The following is a 20,022-nucleotide window of genomic DNA, read 5'->3' on the forward strand; positions in this document are numbered from 1 at the left end:
GTACGACGCTTCGAGCCTACGCGTCGACCCAGGCCGTTGTCGCCGTGCGTTCCGGCCCCGTGCCGCTCGCCGAACCCCGCACCGGCACGCCCAGCGCGGCCAGCCGCTCGGCGGCGGTCGGCGCGGTGCCGCCCTCCGCCTGGTACACGCTGACCAGCAGCCGCCCGCCGGGCTCCACGAGTTCCGCGAGCAGCCTGCGGACCAGGTCGCCCAGCCGGCGCTCGGGCACGCAGTCGACGAGGGTGTGCACGAAGGTGAACCGGCCGCCGTCGGCGGGCCGCCAGTCCAGCGCGTTGCCCACCTCGATCCGCCCGGCCCACTGCGGCAGCCGGCGCCGGGCCAGCGCCACCAGGCGCGGGGCGAAGTCCACACCGTGGGGCTCGACCACCCGGCCCCGCTCCGCCGCCCACCGCCGCACCGACTCCATCAGCAGCCCGTTGGCGCAGCCGACGTCCAGGAAGGTGCCGTCCTTGTGGAGCGCCTCGACCACCATCGAGCGCCGCGCCCGCCACTGCTCCGGCTCCCGGCCGAAGCCCGAACCGCCCTCGGGCGTGGTCGCCCGCAGGTAGGCGGGCTCCAGCAGGCGCAGGTTGTCGGCGAAGTACGAGGCCTCGTCCTGCTCCCGGAAGGAGCGCTCCGCGTCCAGCACGGCACGCCGCTCGGGGCCGTGGGGGAGCAGGCCCGCGATCGTGCCGGCGTCGGCCACGACCAGGTCCGCGTCGGCGGCGTGCGGCCGCCGGCCCCGGTACCGGTCGCCGTCCAGCCAGGCGTAGAGCCGCTGTTGCCCCGCGTCCCAGGCGAAGGGGTGCACCCGCTGCCGGTAGTAGCCGGCGCTCTCCAGCGGCACCCGGGCGGCGGTGTCGAGCATCCAGTCCTCGCCGGGCAGCACCTCGCCGGACGGCAGGCGCACCACCCCGTCCGCGCCGCGCACCGCGCCCGCCAGCCCGCCCGGCAGGAACGGCACGAAGGTGACCCGGCGCACCGACGCGGGGTCCGGGTCCTCCTCGGCCAATGCGTACGCCGTCCGCCGTCCGTCCATGCCGTTCCCCCTCGGCCGAGTGCCTTCGCCCCGGCCCGGCCGGGCGGGACGTGCCGCCGCCGCACCGGGCGGCGGCCCGGGAACACCGTACAAGCGGCCGCCGGCGCCGGGCCGCCGCTCATCCCGTGACGGCCGGCCCCGGCGCCTGCCCGTAGCAGAGGCAGAACGGGTGCCCGGCCGGGTCGGCGAAGACCCGGAAGCCGCTGCGCTCGCCGCCGCTGTCGTGCAGGAAGGCGGCGCCCAGCGCGACGACCTCCTGGTGGGCGCGCTCCACGTCGGCGCGGGTGGGGACGTCGAAGTCCAGGTGGAACTGCTGGGGGTGCTCCGGGTCGGGCCAGCGCGGCGGCCGGTGGAAGGGCACCTCCTGGAAGGCGATCCGGGTGCCGTCCGGGGCCGTCAGGGTCACCCACGAGGGGTCCGCGGTGTCCAGGGCCCAGCCGAGGATCCCCTGGTAGAAGGCGCCCAGCGCGGCCGGGTCCGGGCAGTCGATCACGGTGCACTGCAAGGTGGCGATCATCCGACGAGCCTGCCCGGCCTCCTCCTCGGGACGCAAGGCCCGCCCCCGGGACCATACTTTCGGCTGATGCGGAACAGGTCGGCCGGGGGAGGCCCCGGCACCCCCGGGCTCCGTACGGTGGGACCCGTGGCCGGCCGTCCGTCGCCCGGCGGTCGGTCACGGCATCCGTACCCGCCGTCACCCGAAGGACCCCACCACCGATGTCCGCCGCCTGTGCCGCCTCCGCCGTGACCGCCTCCGCCGTGACCGCCCCCGCCATGACCGTCCGGAGCGCCTCGGCCCGGATCACCGCCGCGGTCGCCTGCCGCGCGGTGCTCGCGCCGGTGCTCGCGGTGTGCGCGGTCCTCGCGGTGTGCGTGGCCAGGGCGGCCGGGGTCCCCGGCATCCTGGGCGGCCCCGGACCGGCGCTGACCGGTGCGTTCCTGCTGGGAGCGGGCGTCTGCGGCGTCCGCTACGCCGTCCGCCCGAGGTGAGGGGGCGATGAGGATGACGCACCGTCGCATCAACGTCCTCGCCCTCGTCCTCCTCGCCCTCGCCGCCGCCGCGACCACCTGGGCGGTCACCCGCGCGGGGCAGGGCGCCGCCGCCGTGGTCCACGGCAGCACGCCCGCCCGCGCCTCCGACCCGGCCGGGCACACCCCGGTGCGCATCGACATCCCCAGCGCCGACGTGCACGCCCGCGTCGTCGACCTCGGGATCACCGACGACGGCACCCTGCAGACCCCCGCGACCGAGCAGGGCCGCTACGCCGGCTGGTACGACCGCAGCGCCGCCCCCGGCGACACCGGCACCTCCGTGATCGTCGGCCACGACGACGGCGGACGCGGCCGCGCGGTCTTCCACGACCTGCACGCCGTGCGCCGCGCCGACACCGTCGTCGTCACCCGCCGTGACGGCAGCCGCGCCCGCTTCACGGTCACACGGATCGAGCACGTCCCCCGGCACTCCTTCCCCGCCCAGGACCTGCGCACGGACGGCGGCGTGCCGACGCTGCGGCTCGTCACCTGCGCGGGCGACCGGCACGACGGCCACCGTCCCACCGGGGCTTTGGTCGTGCACGCGAGCGCCGTCCGCTCCTCCTGAGCGGCGCTGCGGGCCGGGATCCCCTCCCCACCGCCCCGGTTGCCGCCGCATTTCCGGCGGAGGATCGTGAAGAGCGGGGCTGCCCTCGCATCGGATGCCGGAGCCGAGCGCCCTCGCCGCCGCGGGCCACCCGGTGACCCGCCGCCTCGGGCGCCGCCCGGCGGACCCCGGGTCATCCCCCGTCAGCCGGGTCGCCTCGGGCACCTGGGACGCAGGGTCACGGGAGGCCGTGATGTGCTTCGTGCATTCTGGAACCGCAGGCGCCGGCAGCCTGGTGCAGCGGGCCTCCGCAGGACCGGCCGCGGCCGCGCTGTCGGCACTGGCCGCCGGGGGCGGGACGGTCGGCGGCATGGACGTCGCAGGCTCCGGCAGCCCGGACGTGACGACGGGACCGGACGGGGACAAGGTCGTGGACGGGTTCGGCCGCGTACTGCACAACCGGTGGAACCGGGACCTGCCCCCGGTGACCACGGTGCGGCCGGGCGAGGTCGTCCAACTGCTGTGCCGGGACGCCCTGGACATCGGGGCCGCGGCCCGGACGATGACCCCCGAGGCGACCCTGACCATCGACCTGGGGAAGGTCCATCCGCTCACCGGCGCCATCGAGGTGGAGGGCGCGAAGCCTGGCGACATCCTCGAGGTCGAGGTCCTGGACGTCGCCCCGCTCGTGGACTTCGGCTACGTCGTCGTCAGCCCCGCCCTGGGCCTGTTCGGATCCCTGCGCCCCGAACTGCTCGCCCCGCTCGCCCCCTGGAGCGAGGCCTCCCAGTTCAGCGACCCCACCCCCGGACCGGCCGCCGGTGCCCTGCCGGCGGACCAGCCCCACAACAGCGGCGCCCCGTTCCTCCAGTTGTTCGGCTTCGAGCGCGGCCAGAACACCGGGTTCGCCACGTTCACCGGCGCCGACACCGGCCGGCAGGCGCGCATCCCCATCGCACCCTTCATGGGGATCATGGGCGTCGCGCCCCTGCGCAAGGGCATGTACCGCACCTTCCCGCCCGACGTCAGCGGCGGAATGGGCGGCAACACCGACATCCGGCAGCTGGTCAAGGGAGCGCGGATACAGATCCCGGTCTACGCCGAGGGCGCGCTGTTCTCCGCCGGGGACGGGCACATGGCGCAAGGCGACGGAGAGGTGACCGGGACGGCCATCGAGACGCTCATGGCCGTCACCCTGCGGTTCGGCGTCATCCCGGACACGGTGATCGCCGGTCCCCGGGCCGTCGTGCCCGCCGCGGACCCGACCCAGCTGGCCATGCCCGAGGAGATGCTCGCCCAGGGTTACTACCAGACGACCGGCACCGGACCGGACCTGATGGAGAACGCGAAGGATGCGGTCCGGGACATGGTCGACTGGCTCGCCGGCGACCAGGGGCTGAGCCTGCACGAGGCCTACACGCTCTGCAGCGTGGCGGGCGACCTGAAGATCAACGAGACGGTGGACCTGCCGTCCTGGCTCGTGTCGATGACCCTTCCGCGCGGCATCTTCACCTGACGGCGCGCCGTCCCGGACGCCCGGTCGACCGGCCCGCGCGACCGCGGCCCGTGGCGAACGGCCGTGCGCCGCGGACCGGGCATGGGGCAGCATGACCGCATGCCTGTTCTCACACGTGCCGAGGCCGAGACCCGCGCCCGGCGGATCGCCGTCCAGCACTACTCCGTCGACCTGGACCTCACCCGCGGCGACGAGGTGTTCGGATCGACCACCGTCATCCGCTTCACCGCGCTCGCCGACGGCGACACCTTCGTCGAGCTGAAGCCCGCCGCGCTGCACGGCGCCGTCCTGGACGGGCGGCCGCTGGACCCCGCGTCCCTGGACGACAACCGGCTGCCGCTCACCGGGCTCGCGGCCGGCCCGCACGAACTGCGGGTCGAGGCGGACATGCGCTACTCCCGCACCGGTGAGGGCATGCACCGCTTCACGGACCCGGCCGACGGCGAGACGTACCTGTACACCCAGCTCTTCCTGGACGACGTGCAGCGCGTCATCGCCGCCTTCGACCAGCCCGACCTCAAGGCCGTCTTCGAGGTCGCCGTGACCGCGCCCCCCGCGTGGACGGTGCTCGGCAACGGCGTCGCCGAGCGCACCGGGGAGGCCGAGGGCCGCTGGCGCGTCGCGGCGACCCCGCCGATCAGCACCTACCTGCTCGCGGTCGCCGCCGGACCCTGGCACTCGGTGCGCACCGAGCACGCGGGCCTGCCCTTCGGACTGCACTGCCGCCGCTCCCTCGCCCCGTACCTGGACGCCGACGTCGAGGAGCTCTTCGACATCACCCGGCGCTGCTTCGACCGCTACCACGAGCTGTTCGAGGAGCCGTACCCCTTCGACTCCTACGACCAGGCCTTCGTCCCCGAGTTCAACGCGGGCGCGATGGAGAACCCGGGCCTGGTCACCTTCCGCGACGAGATGGTCTTCCGTTCCGCCGTCACCGACACCGAACGGCAGACCCGCGGCATGGTCGTCGCCCACGAGATGGCCCACATGTGGTTCGGCGACCTCGTCACCCTGCGCTGGTGGGACGACATCTGGCTCAACGAGTCCTTCGCCGAGTACATGGGCTACCAGGTGCTCTCCGAGGCCACCCGGTTCACCGGCACGTGGACCGACTTCGCCGTCGCGCGCAAGGGCTGGGGGTACGACGCCGACCAGCGCCCCTCCACCCACCCCGTCGCCCCGGCCCCGGAGGCCGTCCCCGACACCGCCTCGGCGCTGCTCAACTTCGACGGGATCTCCTACGCCAAGGGCGCCTCCGCGCTGCGCCAGCTCGTCACGTGGCTCGGCCGCAAGGACTTCCTCGCCGGCATCAACGACCACTTCGCCCGGCACCGCTTCGGCAACGCCGCCCTCGCCGACTTCATCGACTCCCTCGCCCGCGCCACCGACCGCGACGTCCACGCCTGGGCCGACCGCTGGCTGCGCACCACCGGCGTCGACACGCTCACCCCCGTCCCCGTAGGCGCCGGCGCCGACGGCGGCTGGCGGCTCGACGTGACGCACCAGGGCAGCCGCCCGCACCGCATCGCCGTCGCCGCGTACGACCGCGCCGACGCCGACCCGGCGCAGCTGGTGCTGCGCGAGCGCTTCGAGACCGACGTGCCCGCGAACGGCGAGGCGCCCGGCGCCCGCCCCGGCCCCCGCCCCGACCTGGTGCTCCTCAACGACCAGGACCTGACGTACGCCAAGATCCGCTTCGACGCGCAGTCCTGGGACACCCTGGTCGCCGCGCTGCGCGGCCTGCCGGACCCGCTCAGCCGCGCCCTGGTCTGGAACGCCGCCCGCGACCTCGTCCGGGACGGCGAACTCCCGCCCGCCGCCTACCTCGACGTCGCCCGCGCCCACCTGCCGTACGAGACCGACATCGCCGTCGTGCAGGGCGTGCTCGGCTTCGCCCGCGGGCAGATCGCCGACCGCTACCTCCCCGCGGCCGAACGCCCCGGCGCGCTCGCCACCCTGGAGGCGCTCGCCCGCGACCTGCTCACCCGTCAGGACCCGGGACTGCGGCTCGCCGCGGCCCGCGAGCTCATCGCCGCCACCGCCGACCCCGGCGCCCTGCGCGGCTGGCTCACCGAGGGCACCCTGCCCGGCGGGCCCGCGCTCGACCCCGAACTGCGCTGGCAGATCCTCACCCGGCTCACCGTCCTGGGCGCGGCGTCGGCAGAGGACATCGCGGCCGAGCTGGACTCCGACCCCAGCGCCACCGGCCAGGAGGGTGCCGCCCGCTGCCGGGCCGCGCTGCCCGACCCCGAGGCGAAGCGCGACGCCTGGGCGCGGATGTTCGACGGCGACACCCTGTCCAACTACCTCTTCACGGCCACCGCCCAGGGCTTCTGGCAGCCCGAACAGCTCGACCTCGTCCGGGAGTACGTGCCCCGCTTCTTCCCCGCCGCCGTCGCGATCGCCGCCCGCCGGGGACCCGCACTCGCCGAGGCCGCGGGCCGCTGGGCCTTCCCCGTCCCCGTCGTCGAGCCCGCCGTGCTCGACCTCGGCGAGCAGTGCCTCCGCTCGGGCGACCCCGCCCCGACTCCCGCCCTGCGCCGCCGCCTCGCCGACCAGCTCGACGACCTGCGCCGCGCCCTCCGCGTCCGCACGGGTTCCGCGTAGCGGGTGCGGGGGGTGCGTCTGCGCGGGCCGGTTGTCGTGTGCGGTGCGTTGTGGTTGCGGTTGGGGTTTTCCCACCACCCGCCCGATTGTCCGGCGCGGTCAGTGCGGGCCTGCGCTCCGTTGGCTTGGGGTCGGTGCCGCGCCGGGGCACTCCCCCAGCCTTCGGCCGGGGGGACCCCCATGGGGGCACCCCGCCACACCCCCTCCGGTCGTGTGGGCGCATGACGGCCGGTGGGGGTTCAGCAAGGCACTTGGGGCAACCCCGGTCCGCCTTCTGACCCCCCACCGGCCGTTGGTCGCGGAACCGGCGGAGGGGGCGGGGTCGGAGGGTGGGCGTTCTGGACGCTGACGTGTATGTGTTGTGCGGCATGGACGGCACAACAAGTGCCGCCCGTCATGCACATCAATATGCGGTCCAGAATGCCCAGCCCGGAGGCCCCGACCCGGGCCCACCACGAACCGCGCGAGGCCCGCACCAATCGCGCCGGATGGGGTCCCCCCGGCCGAAGGCTGGGGGCGGGCGGGCGGGGGAGAAACCTCAACCGCAACCACGACGGCGCCGCACACGACAGCTGGGCGAACGCCCCCGTGGGTGCGCCGGGGCGGCGACCGTTCGGGACGTGGGGGCAACACCCAGGGCGGGGGAGCGTCGTTACGCAGGTCGCCCAGCGCGCACGCGCCGGTGATCCGCGACAACGGAGGGGCGCCGACACCATGCCACCCCATCTCGCCGGAGGCAGTGAAGGGCCGGACCGGCTGCGCCCGTTGGTCGAGGCCGTGCTCGGCGCGCTCGCGGCGGGCGCGGCCGCCCGCAAGGGGCCGCTTCCCGCGGGTGGTCCCGGGGCGGTCACGCGGCGGGTACGGGAGGTGCTGGGGGAGGCCCTGCCGGAGGACGGCACCGGGGCGGCGGAGGCGCTGCGCGCGCTGGTCGGGGTCGTCGCCGAGGGGGCGGCCGACCCGGCGGACCCGTTGTGCGCCGCCCATCTGCACTGCCCGCCGCTGGGGGCCGCCGTGGCGGCCGACCTGGCCGCGAGCGCGCTCAACCCGTCGATGGACTCCTGGGACCAGGCCCCGGCCGCGACCGCCTTGGAGGCGGAGGTCACCCACGCGCTGGCCCGTCTGGTCCACCCGGACGCGGCCGCGCCGGACGCGCTGGTCACGACCGGCGGCACGGAGTCCAACCAGCTCGCGCTGCTGCTGGCCCGGGAGAGCGCCCGGGGCGTTCCGGGCGTTCCGGGCGTTCCGGGCGTTCCGGGCGTTCCGGGCGTGCGGGTCGTCGCCGGGGCCAACGGGCACCACAGCGTCCCGCGGGCCGCGTGGCTGCTCGGGATGCCCGCTCCCGTCGTCGTGGACACCCCCAGCGGGGTGCTGGACCCGGAGCGGGTGCGGACCGCGCTCGCCGCGGGCGGAGGGCCGGCCCTGCTGGTCGCCACCGCGGGCACCACGGACTCGGGCGACATCGACCCGCTCCCCGAACTCGCCCGCGTCGCAAGGCAGTACGGCGCGCGTCTGCACGTGGACGCCGCCTACGGCGGGTCGCTGCTGTTCAGCGACCGGGAGGCGGTGAGGCTCGCCGGGCTGCGGGAGGCCGACACCGTCACCCTGGACCTGCACAAGCTGGGCTGGCAGCCCGTGGCGGCCGGGGTGCTCGCGGTGCGCGAGGCCGCGCTGCTGCGCCCGCTGGACCACCGCGCCGACTACCTGAACGCCGCCGACGACACCGAGGCCGGCTTCCCCGACCTGCTCGGCCGCTCGCTGCGCACCTCCCGCCGCCCCGACGTGCTGAAGATCGCCGTCACGTTGCGCGCCCTCGGCCGCCGCGGGCTGGGCGGGCTCGTCGAGGCGGTCTGCGACCACGCCCGGTACCTGGCGGACCTGGTGGAGCGGCATCCCGCACTGACCCTGCGCGCCCGCCCGGCCGTCAGCACCGTGCTGTTCCGCCCCACCGGCGCCGTCGACGAGGAGGTCGCCGCGGTCCGCCGCCGGCTCATGCTCGACGGCCGCGCCGTCCTCGGCCGGGCCCGCGCCGACGGACGGCTCTGGCTCAAGGCCACCCTGCTCAACCCGACCACCACGCCCACCGACCTCGAGGCTCTGCTCACGCTCGTATGCGCGACCCACCAGGAAGGCAGCACCCCCCGATGACCGCCACCGACGACCACGACCCCCACCGGGACCAGCCCTACGACCTGCTCGGCATCGGGATCGGCCCGTGCAACCTGTCCCTGGCCGCCCTCGCCGACGGCGTCCCGTACCTCAGCGCGGCCTTCTACGAGCAGGAGCGCTCCTTCCGCTGGCACCCCGGGCTGCTGCTCGACGACGCCACCCTCCAGGTGCCCTTCCTCGCCGACCTGGTGAGCCTGGTCGACCCCACGAGCCGGTGGAGCTTCCTGAACTACCTCAGGACCCGCGAGCGGCTCTACCCCTTCTACTTCGCCGAGCGCTTCCACGCGCACCGCACCGAGTACGACGCCTACTGCCGCTGGGTCGCCGAGTCGCTGCCCAGCACCCGCTTCGGGCACCAGGTCGACACCGTCCGCTGGAACCCCGGGCGCGCCGTCTTCGAGGTGGACCACACCCAGCTCGACGCCGACGGCCAGGCCGAGGCCCTCGGCCGCACGTACGCCCGCAACCTCGTGCTCGGCGTCGGCAGCGCGCCGTACGTGCCCGAGCCGCTGCGGCCGCTCGCCGAGTCGCCCGCCGTCCCCGTCGTGCACTCCGCGCACTACCTGGAGCACCGGGACCGGTTGCTGGCCGCCGAGCACGTCACCGTCGTCGGCTCCGGGCAGTCGGGCGCCGAGGTCTTCCTGGACCTGCTGCGCGCCCGGCCCGCCGGGCGCGAACGGCTGACGTGGATCGCCCGGAGCCCCTCGTTCGCCCCGATGGAGTACAGCAAGCTCGGCCTGGAGCAGTTCACCCCCGACTACACGCGGTTCTTCCACGGGCTGTCCGAGCCGGTCCGCGACGAGCTCCTGCCCCGGCAGTGGCAACTGCACCGGGCCATCGACCACGGCACGATCGGCGCCGTCCACGACGAGCTGTACCGCCGCACCCTGGGCGGCGGCTGGCCGGACGCCGTCCTCACCCCCGGCGTGACGGTCCGCACCGCCGGCCGGATGGGCATGGGAGCCGTGGAACTCCACCTGGAGCACGAGCAGCAGGGCACCCGCAGCCGGCTGATCACCAACGCGGTCGTCCTCGCCACCGGCTACCGGGAGCGCTCCCTGGACGCGCTGCTCGCCCCGATCCACCCCTACATTCGCCGTGACGCGGCCGGCCGGCCCCGGATCGACGGGAGCCACCGGCTGGAGCTCGAGCCGGTGGTCGCGAGCACCGGCGCGGCCGTCCACGTGCAGAACGCCGAGCGCCACACCCACGGCGTCGGCGCCCCCGACCTGGGGCTGGCCGCGTGGCGCTCGGCGGTCGTCCTCAACGCGGTGACCGGCAAGGAGCCCTACCCGCTGCCCTCCCGTACGGCCTTCACGACCTTCGGGCTCGGCGCGGCCACCAACCCGGTCAGCCCTTGGACCGCGACTTCTGCTTGCGCAAGGCCCGCAGGTACTCGCGGTTCATAGCGGCGATCGACGGCAGCGGGATGCCCTTGGGGCAGGCCGTCGCGCACTCCCCGGTGTTGGTGCAGCCGCCGAAGCCCTGGTCGTCCATGGCGGCGACCATGTCCAGCACCCGGGTCTCGCGCTCGGGCTGCCCCTGGGGCAGCACGTTGAGGTGGTTGACCTTGGCCGAGGTGAACAGCATCGCCGAGCCGTTGGGGCAGGCCGCCACGCACGCGCCGCAGCCGATGCACTCCGCGTGCTCGAAGGCGAAGTCGGCGGCCTCCTTCGGGACGGGCGTGGCGTGCGCCTCGGGGGCGCTGCCGGTCGGCACGGAGATGTAGCCGCCGGCCTGGATCACCCGGTCGAAGGCCGAGCGGTCGACGACCAGGTCCTTGACCACCGGGAAGGCGGCGGCCCGCCACGGCTCGACGTCGACCGTGTCGCCGTCCTTGAAGTGCCGCATGTGCAGCTGGCAGGTGGTGGTCCGCTCCGGGCCGTGCGCCTGCCCGTTGATCACCATGCCGCAGGCGCCGCAGATGCCCTCCCGGCAGTCGTGGTCGAAGGCGACGGGCTCGTCGCCCGCGAGGATCAGCTCCTCGTTGAGGACGTCGAGCATCTCCAGGAACGACATGTCGGGACTGATGTCCTCGACACGGTAGGTGACCATGGCGCCCTCGTCCTCGGAGGACGGCTGGCGCCAGATGCGCAGGGTGAGGTTCACGCGTAGCTCCGCTGGGTGGGGTGTACGTACTCGAAGTCGAGGGCCTCCTTGTGGAGCACCGGGTCCTCGCCGGCGCCGGTGAACTCCCAGGCCGCGGCGTACGAGAAGTCCTCGTCGTCGCGCAGGGCCTCGCCGTCCGGGGTCTGGCTCTCCTCGCGGAAGTGGCCGCCGCAGGACTCGGTGCGGTGCAGGGCGTCCAGGCACATCAGCTCGGCCAGCTCCAGGAAGTCCGCGACCCGGTTGGCCTTCTCCAGCGACTGGTTGAGGTCGTCGCCGCTGCCGGGCACCTTCACCCGGCGCCAGAACTCCTCGCGCAGCGCCGGGATCCGCTCCAGCGCCTTGCGCAGCCCCGACTCGTTGCGCGCCATGCCGCACTCGTCCCACAGCAGCTCGCCGAGCTCGCGGTGGAAGGAGTCCGGGGTGCGGTCGCCGTCCACGGACAGCAGCAGGTTCAGCCGGTCCTCGACGTCGGCGACGGCCTCGGCGACCGCCGGGTGGTCCGGCGTGACGGTCTCGTGCGGGCCGCGCGCCAGGTAGTCGTTGATGGTGGCCGGGAGCACGAAGTAGCCGTCGGCCAGGCCCTGCATCAGGGCGCTGGCGCCGAGCCGGTTGGCGCCGTGGTCGGAGAAGTTGGCCTCGCCGATGGCGAACAGGCCCGGGACCGTGGTCTGCAGGTCGTAGTCGACCCACAGGCCGCCCATCGTGTAGTGCACGGCGGGGTAGATCCGCATGGGCCGGGTGTACGGGTCCTCCGCGGTGATCCGCTCGTACATCTCGAAGAGGTTGCCGTACTTCTCCTCCACCTTGGCGCGGCCCATGCGGGCGATCGCGTCGGCGAAGTCCAGGTAGACGCCCTGGCCGCCGGGGCCGACGCCGCGGCCCTCGTCGCAGACGTTCTTGGCGGCGCGGGAGGCGATGTCGCGGGGCACCAGGTTGCCGAAGGCGGGGTAAATCCGCTCCAGGTAGTAGTCGCGCTCGTCCTCGGGGATCTCGTGCGGCGGACGGTCGTCGCCCTTGGCCTTCGGCACCCAGATGCGGCCGTCGTTGCGCAGCGACTCGCTCATAAGGGTGAGCTTGGACTGGTGGTCGCCGGAGCGCGGGATGCAGGTGGGGTGGATCTGCGTGAAGCAGGGGTTGGCGAAGTACGCGCCGCGCCGGTGCGCCCGCCAGATGGCGGTGGCGTTGGAGCCCTTGGCGTTGGTCGACAGGTAGAAGACGTTGCCGTAGCCGCCGGTCGCCAGCACCACGGCGTCGCCCATGTGCGTCGAGACCTCGCCCGTCACCAGGTCGCGGGCGACGATGCCGCGGGCCTTGCCGTCCACCACGATCAGGTCGAGCATCTCGGTGCGCGGGTGCAGTTCCACGTTGCCCGCGTCGATCTGGCGGGACAGCGCCTGGTAGGCGCCGAGCAGCAGTTGCTGGCCGGTCTGGCCGCGGGCGTAGAAGGTGCGGGAGACCTGGACGCCGCCGAAGGAGCGGGTGTCCAGCAGGCCGCCGTACTCGCGGGCGAAGGGCACGCCCTGGGCCACGCACTGGTCGATGATCTGCACCGACACCTCGGCGAGGCGGTGCACGTTGGACTCGCGGGCGCGGAAGTCGCCGCCCTTGACGGTGTCGTAGAACAGGCGGTGCACGCTGTCACCGTCGTTGCGGTAGTTCTTCGCCGCGTTGATGCCGCCCTGGGCGGCGATCGAGTGCGCCCGGCGCGGTGAGTCCTGGTAGCAGAACTGCACGACGTGGTAGCCCTGTTCGGCCAGCGTCGCCCCCGCGGAGCCGCCCGCCAGACCCGTGCCGACCACGATCACGGTGTGCTTGCGGCGGTTGGCGGGGTTGACCAGCTTCGCCTCGAACCTGCGGCGGTCCCAGCGCTCCGCGATCGGCACGTCCGGCGCCTTGGTGTCGGCGATCGGCTCGCCCAGTCGGTACTCCACGGTCAGTCCACCAATCCGGTCATCACGGAGACGGGTACGACGAGGAAGCCGGCGGTCAGCGCCGCCGCCAGCACGTTCGCCGTGATCTTCAGCGCGCGGTCGCGGCGCTTGTTCACCGCCCCCAGGGTCTGCGCGGCGCTCCAGAAGCCGTGCCTGATGTGCAGGCCGAGGGCGAGCATCGCGACGATGTAGACGACGTCCACCCACCAGATCCGGAAATCGGCCACGATGTTCTCGTAGGGGTGGTGCTCCTTGCCCAGCGGGTTCACAGTGAGCGTGGTCAGGTCCAGGATGTGCCAGACGATGTAGAGGCCCAGGATCACCCCGCCCCAGCGCATCGTCCGGGTCGCGTAGCTCGTGCGCTGCCGCTTGTGCTCGTACTTCGCCGGGCGTGCCTTGATGTCGCGCTTGCTGAGCTGGTAGGCGGCGACGCCGTGCAGCACCACCGCGACCACCAGGCCGGTGCGCTGGATGTACAGGTACCAGCTGTTGTGCAGGGCGGGCTCACCGATGGTGCGCAGCCACGCCGCGTACCCGTTGAACTCCTCGGGGCCGAAGAAGATCTTCAGGTTGCCCAGCATGTGCGCGACCAGGAAGAGCAGCATGATCACGCCGGTCCCGGCCATGACCGCCTTCTTGCCCACGGTCGAGCCCCACAGTGCCCGTAGAAGCGACGGGCGGCGGCCCGTGCCCGTCGCCCTCGTCCTCGTCGTCGCCAAAGCCATGCGCTCGACGCTAGGTCTGCCTGCCACGAAAGGTCCAAGACATGTTCCGGCTCGTTTCGATAGGCGACACCTATCGCGTTATCGTGCCGATATGCAGTTGCAGCAGCTCGTGTACTTCCTGGCGGTCGCCGACACCCTGCACTTCACCCGCGCCGCCGAACGCGTCCACGTCGCCCAGCCCTCGCTGTCCCAGCAGATCAAGGCCCTGGAGCGGGAGCTGGGCGCGGACCTGTTCAGCCGCGCCCGCGGCAACATCGCGCTGACCGACGCCGGGCAGGCCCTGCTGCCGCTGGCGCGGCGCATCATCGCCGACACCGAGACCGCCACCCAGGAGGTCCAGGAGTTGGTGCACCTGCGCCGCGGCCGGGTGCGCCTCGGCGCGACCCCCAGCCTCGCCACCGGCCTGCTGCCGGACGTGCTGCGCGACTTCCACGACCGCTACCCCGGCATCCGGCTGGTCGTCGAGGAGGGCGGCTCACGCGACCTGGTGCGCGAGCTCGCCTCCGGCAGCCTCGACCTCGCCCTGATCGTGCTGCCGCTGCAGAGCCACGACCCCGCCCTGGACGCCACGCCGCTGCTCCACGAGGACCTGGTGGTGGTGACCGCCACCGACGCACCGCCGCCCTCCGCCGGGCCCACCCTGCGGGTCGCCGACCTCAAGGACCGGCCGCTGGTCATGTTCCGCAGCGGCTACGACCTGCGGGACCTCACCGTCGCCGCGTGCCGGGCGGCGGGTTTCGAACCGCGCTTCGCGATCGAGGGCGGCGAGATGGACGCCGTGCTGGGCTTCGTGGAGGCGGGACTCGGCCCCGCAGTCGTGCCCAGCATGGTCGCCGGACGCCGGCCCAGGCTGCGCACGACGCCCTTCGAGGCCCCCGGGCTGCAGCGCACGGTCGCCCTGGCGCACCGCAAGGACGCCGAGCCCCCGCGCGCCGCCCGGGAACTGCGCCGCGTGCTCCTGGAACACGTGCCGGCCTGAGGCCGGCGGTGCCGGCGTCCTCCGCGCACGGCCACCGCGGTACACCGGAGGGCATGTGCACAGCCCGCACATGCCCTCCGGCGTACCGGGAACGCTCGGAAGGGCTAGAAGACCGGCACGCCGCCGCGGGTCAGCTTCCAGTCCTGCGAGCCGAACCGCGCCGGGTCGATGGAGCCGTTCGCCTGCACCCAGGCGATGATGGTGTTCCGGATCTCCTCGGAGTTCGCCCACACCTGCTGCGCCGTGGCGACCGCGGGGAAGTTGCCTCCGCCGTTGGCCCGGTAGTTGTTGACGGCCAGGACGAAGCGGGCCGACTCGTCGATCGGCGCACCCTGGAAGAGCACGTTCGACACCCGCGAACCGGCGGGGCGGGAGATGTCGATGTCGTAGGTGACGCCGCTGACCACGTCGTAGTTGTAGTCGGGCGTGCCGTTCGCGTTCGTCAGCTTCGCGACGTCGACGGGCGCGTCGGGCGCCGTCTGCACGAAGTAGTTCGCGGAGAACTCGATGTACGCCTTGACCTGGGCACCGGTCAGGATCCTGGCCTCCAGGGTGTTCTCGAAGACGTACAGCCCGGCGACGTCGCGGATGGTGACCTGGCCCGCCGGGATGGCGGCCGTGCGCGAGAAGCACGCGGCCTGCGACAGCACCGGCAGGGAGGCGTGCTCGGTCCCGGCGAGCGCCGCCTTGACCGTCTCGGCCTGGACGAAGTTGATGAAGTCGATGATCGGCGTGTCCTTGTAGGGGGCCTCCTCCGCAGACATAGCCGCGGCCGACGTGCCGATCACCTGGTTGACGTAAGCCACGACCTCCTTGTGCTCGTCCGAGAGCAGCCGGACGATCCGCGGGTCCTCCTCGACCGTGTTGGAGTTGAGGACGGACGCGCCGACGGTGACGACCTCCCACTTGCCCCGGACCAGCTCCAAGTCGAAGTCGAAGACGGTCAGGCGCTGGCCCCACTTCAGCGGCTCGGAGAGCACCACGCCCTGGCCGGTCTGCTTGTTGGCCACCACGTACTCCGGGATCTCGGAGTGGGCGTGGCCGACCAGGATCGCGTCGATCCCCGGCACCTGCTCGGCGACCAGCGCCGCCGCGTTCTCGACGTACGGCAGCTGGTCACCGTAGGAGGAGGTGCCGGAGGAGCCGCTGTGGGCCGAGACGATGACCACGTCGGCGCCCATCGCACGCAGCCGGGGCACGTACTTCGCGGCCTGCTCCTCCAGGCCCGGGAAGGTCATCTTGCCCTGCACGTTGGCCTTGTCCCAGATCGCGATGCCGGGGTTGGTCAGGCCCAGGACCGCCACCTTCACGTCGGGGGCGCCGTCGACGCGCAGCCGGTGGAAGGAGTACGGCGGGAAGGCCGGCCGGCCCGTGCGCGCGTCGAGCGCGTTGGCGCCGAGCAGCGGGAAGTCGCACTGCTCCTCGAACTTGCGCAGCACCGGGATGCCGTAGTTGAACTCGTGGTTCCCCAGCGCCGCGGCGTCGTAGCCGATGGCGTTCATGGCCTGCGCCATCGGGTGCACCGGACCGTGCTTGGCGGTGATCGGGTCGATCTTGGCGTAGTAGTACGAGAGCTGGGTGCCCTGGATGGTGTCGCCCGCGTCGATCAGCAGGGTGTTGCGGCGGCCCTTCGCCGCGCGCTGCTGCGTGACCAGGGTGGAGATCTTGGCGAGGCCGACGTCGTTGTGCGCCTTGTCGTCGTACTCCGCGTCCGTGAAGTAGTCCCAGTTGAAGACGTTGCCGTGCAGGTCGGTGGTGCCGAGGACGCTGAAGGAGTACTTCTTCGGTCCGTGACCGTGCCCGTGCCCGTGCCCGTGGCGGCCCGTGGCCTGGGCCGGAGCCGCGCCGGCCAGGGCGCCCGCCGTGCCGGCCAGCGCGAGGCCCGCGCCGGTGACGGCGGAGCGGTTGAGGAAGTCCCTGCGGTTCAGCGGCATGCGTCGGCTCCTGGTGTCCGGGGGCGCCTCCGGCGGTCGCCGGGGGCGGGATGATGGTCTGCTGGTGGTGTTAACGCGCGTAGATTCTGGCGCACGGGTGCCCCGGGCAACACCCCCGCCAGGTTGCGAACAGATGACTCGTCACGGCGGTAGCGGCCTGGCAAGGTGGGACGCATGAGCACAGAACCGGCCAGGACGTACCCGACCCCCGAGACCCCGCACGTGGGGGTGCGGGGTGAGGCGACCCTCGAGGTCGAGCCCGAGCTCGCCCGGATCGCCGTCACCGTCAGCGCCCGCGGCACCGACCGCCGCGCGACGCTGGACGACCTCAGCCGGCGCAACGCGCAGGTGCTCGACCTCGTCAAGGGCTACACCGACGCCGTCGAGAAGCTGGAGACCGGGGCCTTCGTGATCACCCCCGAGCTGCGGGAGCGGGGCCGCGGCGAGCGCGTACGCGCTTACCACGGCAGCGTGCGCGTGGGGGCCACCCTCACCGACTTCACCGCTCTGGGTGAGCTCACCACCCGGCTGGCCGATCTGGAGCTCACCCGTGTCGACGGCCCCTGGTGGTCGCTGCGGCCCGACTCCGCGGCCTATAGCGAGGCCCGCCGGCAGGCCGTGCGCGACGCGGTGCAGCGTGCCCGCGAGTACGCGGAGGCGCTCGGCGCCCGGCTGGTCGCCCTGGTCGAGCTGGCCGACGAGGGAGTGCAGCAGTCGGCGCCCTTCCGCGCCCGTCCGGCGATGCGGACCGCCGCCTTCGCGGCACCCGGCGGCGCCGAGGACACGGCCCAGGCCCTTGACATGGAGCCGGAGCGACAGAACGTGTACGCGCAGGTCACCGCGCACTTCACCATGACGGCGCCCGACCTGTCGGCCTGAGCCCCGCCCCACCGGCGGTGTGCTCATCGGAGCGGGCCCCAGCTCACTTCACCACTTGTCAACAACCGTTAATCAGGCTGACGTTGGACAGTCGCCTTCCACGAGGTACCTACTGTGAAGTAGGTCATAGGCTCGGTCCATGCGCCGAGCAAAAATCGTCTGCACCCTCGGGCCCGCCACCGACGCCTACGACCAGATCAAGGCCCTGGTCGAAGCCGGTATGGACGTCGCCCGCCTGAACATGAGCCATGGTTGCCACGCCGATCACGAGGAGCGTTACCGGCGCGTGCGCAAGGCCGCCGACGAGAGCGGCCGCAGCGTCGGGATCCTCGCGGACCTTCAAGGCCCGAAGATCCGGCTGGGACGCTTCGCGGAGGGCCCCGTACTGCTTGAACGCGGTGACGAGTTCACGATCACCACCGAGGAGATCGAGGGCGACCGGCTGATCTGCGGCACCACGTACAAGGGCCTGGCCGCCGACGTCACGCGTGGTGAGCGGATCCTCGTCGACGACGGCCGCGTCACCCTGGAGGTCACCGGCGTCGAGGGCACCCGGGTCCGCACCCTGTGCATCGAGGGCGGTCTGATCTCCGACAACAAGGGGCTCAACCTCCCCGGTGTCGCCGTCTCCGTGCCCGCCCTGTCCGAGAAGGACGTCGAGGACCTGCGCTGGGCGCTGCGCACCGGTGCCGACATCATCGCGCTGTCCTTCGTCCGCAGCGGCCGGGACGCCGAGGACGTGCTGCGCATCATGCGCGAGGAGGACCGCCGGGTCCCCGTCATCGCCAAGATCGAGAAGCCGCAGGCGGTCGACAACCTCGAGGAGATCGTCGCCGCCTTCGACGGGATCATGGTGGCCCGCGGCGACCTCGGCGTGGAGATGCCGCTGGAGGCCGTGCCCATGGTGCAGAAGCGCGCGGTCGCCCTCGCCCGGCGCAACGCCAAGCCGGTGATCGTCGCGACGCAGATGCTGGAGTCGATGATCGCCTCCTCGCGTCCCACCCGCGCCGAGGCCTCGGACGTGGCCAACGCCGTCATGGACGGCGCCGACGCGGTCATGCTCTCCGGCGAGACCAGCGTCGGCAAGCACCCCGTCGAGACGGTCAGGACCATGGGCCGGATCGTCGCCGCCGCCGAGGAGGACATGCTCGCGGCCGGCCTGCCGCCGCTGACCGAGCAGAACAAGCCCCGCACCCAGGGCGGCGCCGTCGCACGCGCGGCCGCGGAGATGGGCGACTTCCTCGACGCCAAGTACCTGGTGGCCTTCACCCAGTCCGGCGACACCGCACGGCGGCTCTCCCGCTACCGCTCGCCCATCCCCGTGCTCGCCTTCAGCCCCGAGCCGGCCACCCGCTCGCAGCTCAGCCTCACCTGGGGCGTGGAGACCTTCCTCGGGCCGATGGTGCAGACGACCGACGAGATGGTCGACCAGGTCGACGAGCAGCTGCTGCGCATCGGCCGCTGCCAGGAGGGCGACGTCGTCGTCATCACGGCGGGCTCGCCGCCCGGTGTTTCGGGGACCACCAACCTCGTGCGCGTGCACCACATCGGCGAGGACGACTCCCCTTCGCCCCGCTGAGGCCGCCGACGGCGCCGACGCCGCCCGCTGCCGGGCGGCGGCCGCGCGCCTCCAGGACGAGCGCGAGCGACAGCAGCGCGGCGCCCAGCAGGAGCGAGCCCCACGGCAGGTAGGAGGTCATCACCAGCACCACCTGCCGCTGGGACTTCACCAGGGCGACGGTGTGCCGCACGTAGTCCTCGCGCATCTTCACGTGCCCGGCGAACGCGGTGATCGGCTGCTGCTTCCCGTCGGTGAAGCGCATCTCCTCCCGGTGGACCTCCTCCCCGTTGACCGGGGCCCCGGTGACGGGGTCCACCCAGAACATGCGTTTCGTGGTGTACCAGCGCTCCATGCCCATGGCCGCGACGGTCTGCGGGGTGACGCCCTCGACCGGCATCTTCTTGGGCAGCGGGACCTCGGTCCAGGGCACGGTCTGCTCGAAGTAGTAGACCTCCAGGCCGCGGAACTGCCGCGTGCCCCGGTAGTGGATGGGCGCCGAGCTCCGCGCCTGCGCGTCGAAGTAGTAGTAGTCCCGCTTCTCGGTGAGGAAGGGGAACTTGAACTCGACGCCCCGGCGTTCGACGGCGTCGCCGTCGACGCTCTCGCCCCCCGCATGGACGGGTTCCTGCGTGTGCGCGTCGAAGACGTACCGCTCGGGGACCTGGGAGACCATCGCGCCGTCCGGGCCCACCACGTAGGCCAGCCCGTCCCACACGACCACGTCCCGGCCGGTGCGCCGGTCGATCCGATGCGCCTCCTCCACGTTGCCTTTCAGGGTCTGCACGATGCTGACCTTCGCGACCTTCTTCGGCCGCATCGTCCCGTAGTCGAGCAGCGTGGCGTCCCGCGCCTCCAGGACGACCGCCTGGTACTGGCCTGCCGGGATCTTCGCCAGCCGGGGGAAGGCGTACCAGCGCACCAGCGGTGACAGCGCGGCGAAGAACACCGCGAGGGAGAGGAGGACCAGGCTTGACCTGCGGCGCATGGGACCGCCCTC

The 20,022-nt window shown here is 73.2% G+C and carries 16 protein-coding genes; 9 read left to right on the plus strand and 7 right to left on the minus strand.

Annotated elements, in window-relative coordinates; genetic code table 11:
- Nucleotides 1-16: 16 nt before the first annotated feature.
- The gene (locus ACFYYN_RS11595; protein WP_500545580.1) at nt 17-1,039 is read right to left on the minus strand and encodes a class I SAM-dependent methyltransferase; all 1,023 of its coding nucleotides are present in this window, start codon (nt 1,037-1,039) and stop codon (nt 17-19) included.
- A gap of 118 nt (nt 1,040-1,157) precedes the next feature.
- Nucleotides 1,158-1,556 (minus strand): VOC family protein, encoded by a 399-nt coding sequence (locus tag ACFYYN_RS11600; RefSeq protein ID WP_500331934.1) that lies wholly within the window; start codon nt 1,554-1,556, stop codon nt 1,158-1,160.
- 200 nt (nt 1,557-1,756) lie between these two features.
- On the opposite strand from ACFYYN_RS11600, the gene ACFYYN_RS11605 reads away from it, so the two are divergent.
- From ACFYYN_RS11605 to ACFYYN_RS11630, 6 genes are all read left to right on the plus strand, one after another.
- Nucleotides 1,757-2,029 carry a hypothetical protein gene (locus tag ACFYYN_RS11605; protein WP_500545581.1) on the plus strand — a complete coding sequence of 91 codons (273 nt, stop codon included), beginning with the start codon at nt 1,757-1,759 and terminating at the stop codon, nt 2,027-2,029.
- Nucleotides 2,030-2,036: 7 nt separating this feature from the next.
- A complete protein-coding gene (locus ACFYYN_RS11610; RefSeq protein WP_500545582.1) occupies nt 2,037-2,639 on the plus strand; it encodes a sortase domain-containing protein in 603 nt (200 codons plus the stop codon).
- 94 nt (nt 2,640-2,733) lie between these two features.
- The gene (locus ACFYYN_RS11615) at nt 2,734-4,134 is read left to right on the plus strand and encodes an acetamidase/formamidase family protein (RefSeq protein WP_500545583.1); all 1,401 of its coding nucleotides are present in this window, start codon (nt 2,734-2,736) and stop codon (nt 4,132-4,134) included.
- Between the two features lie 99 nt (nt 4,135-4,233).
- On the plus strand, nt 4,234-6,741 hold the full coding sequence (gene pepN / locus ACFYYN_RS11620) for an aminopeptidase N (protein ID WP_500545584.1): 2,508 nt from the start codon (nt 4,234-4,236) through the stop codon (nt 6,739-6,741).
- 714 nt (nt 6,742-7,455) lie between these two features.
- A complete protein-coding gene (locus ACFYYN_RS11625) occupies nt 7,456-8,886 on the plus strand; it encodes a pyridoxal phosphate-dependent decarboxylase family protein (RefSeq protein ID WP_500545585.1) in 1,431 nt (476 codons plus the stop codon).
- Nucleotides 8,883-10,316, plus strand: coding sequence for a lysine N(6)-hydroxylase/L-ornithine N(5)-oxygenase family protein (locus tag ACFYYN_RS11630; RefSeq protein WP_500545586.1), 1,434 nt, complete (start codon nt 8,883-8,885; stop codon nt 10,314-10,316). The genes ACFYYN_RS11625 and ACFYYN_RS11630 overlap by 4 nt, the downstream gene beginning before the upstream one ends.
- On the opposite strand, the gene ACFYYN_RS11635 is transcribed toward ACFYYN_RS11630, so the two are convergent.
- The 3 genes from ACFYYN_RS11635 to ACFYYN_RS11645 are packed head-to-tail and all read right to left on the minus strand — an operon-like array spanning nt 10,258 to nt 13,672.
- Nucleotides 10,258-11,016, minus strand: coding sequence for a succinate dehydrogenase/fumarate reductase iron-sulfur subunit (locus ACFYYN_RS11635; protein ID WP_500545587.1), 759 nt, complete (start codon nt 11,014-11,016; stop codon nt 10,258-10,260). The genes ACFYYN_RS11630 and ACFYYN_RS11635 overlap by 59 nt on opposite strands.
- Nucleotides 11,013-12,947, minus strand: a complete 1,935-nt coding sequence (locus ACFYYN_RS11640; RefSeq protein WP_499511285.1) for a fumarate reductase/succinate dehydrogenase flavoprotein subunit — start codon at nt 12,945-12,947, stop codon at nt 11,013-11,015. Before ACFYYN_RS11640 ends, ACFYYN_RS11635 begins: the two co-directional genes overlap by 4 nt.
- Nucleotides 12,948-12,949: 2 nt before the next feature.
- A complete protein-coding gene (locus ACFYYN_RS11645; RefSeq protein WP_499511284.1) occupies nt 12,950-13,672 on the minus strand; it encodes a succinate dehydrogenase cytochrome b subunit in 723 nt (240 codons plus the stop codon).
- A 91-nt stretch (nt 13,673-13,763) separates the two neighbouring features.
- Here ACFYYN_RS11645 and ACFYYN_RS11650 point away from each other — a divergent pair, with 91 nt between their 5' ends.
- Nucleotides 13,764-14,651, plus strand: coding sequence for a LysR family transcriptional regulator (locus ACFYYN_RS11650; protein ID WP_500545588.1), 888 nt, complete (start codon nt 13,764-13,766; stop codon nt 14,649-14,651).
- 104 nt (nt 14,652-14,755) lie between these two features.
- Here ACFYYN_RS11650 and ACFYYN_RS11655 read toward each other — a convergent pair whose 3' ends face one another.
- Nucleotides 14,756-16,585 carry a bifunctional metallophosphatase/5'-nucleotidase gene (locus tag ACFYYN_RS11655; RefSeq protein WP_500545589.1) on the minus strand — a complete coding sequence of 610 codons (1,830 nt, stop codon included), beginning with the start codon at nt 16,583-16,585 and terminating at the stop codon, nt 14,756-14,758.
- A 174-nt stretch (nt 16,586-16,759) separates the two neighbouring features.
- Here ACFYYN_RS11655 and ACFYYN_RS11660 point away from each other — a divergent pair, with 174 nt between their 5' ends.
- On the plus strand, nt 16,760-17,464 hold the full coding sequence (locus ACFYYN_RS11660; RefSeq protein ID WP_500370154.1) for an SIMPL domain-containing protein: 705 nt from the start codon (nt 16,760-16,762) through the stop codon (nt 17,462-17,464).
- A 139-nt stretch (nt 17,465-17,603) separates the two neighbouring features.
- Nucleotides 17,604-19,043, plus strand: coding sequence for a pyruvate kinase (gene pyk / locus ACFYYN_RS11665; RefSeq protein WP_500331944.1), 1,440 nt, complete (start codon nt 17,604-17,606; stop codon nt 19,041-19,043).
- Here pyk and pgfA read toward each other — a convergent pair.
- Nucleotides 18,952-20,010 (minus strand): cell envelope lipid trafficking protein PgfA, encoded by a 1,059-nt coding sequence (gene pgfA, locus ACFYYN_RS11670; protein ID WP_500545590.1) that lies wholly within the window; start codon nt 20,008-20,010, stop codon nt 18,952-18,954. The two genes, pyk and pgfA, sit on opposite strands and share 92 nt — an antisense overlap.
- Nucleotides 20,011-20,022 lie beyond the last annotated feature (12 nt).

Source organism: Streptomyces sp. NPDC001902 (genome assembly GCF_042891295.1).
Lineage (GTDB): Bacteria > Actinomycetota > Actinomycetes > Streptomycetales > Streptomycetaceae > Actinacidiphila.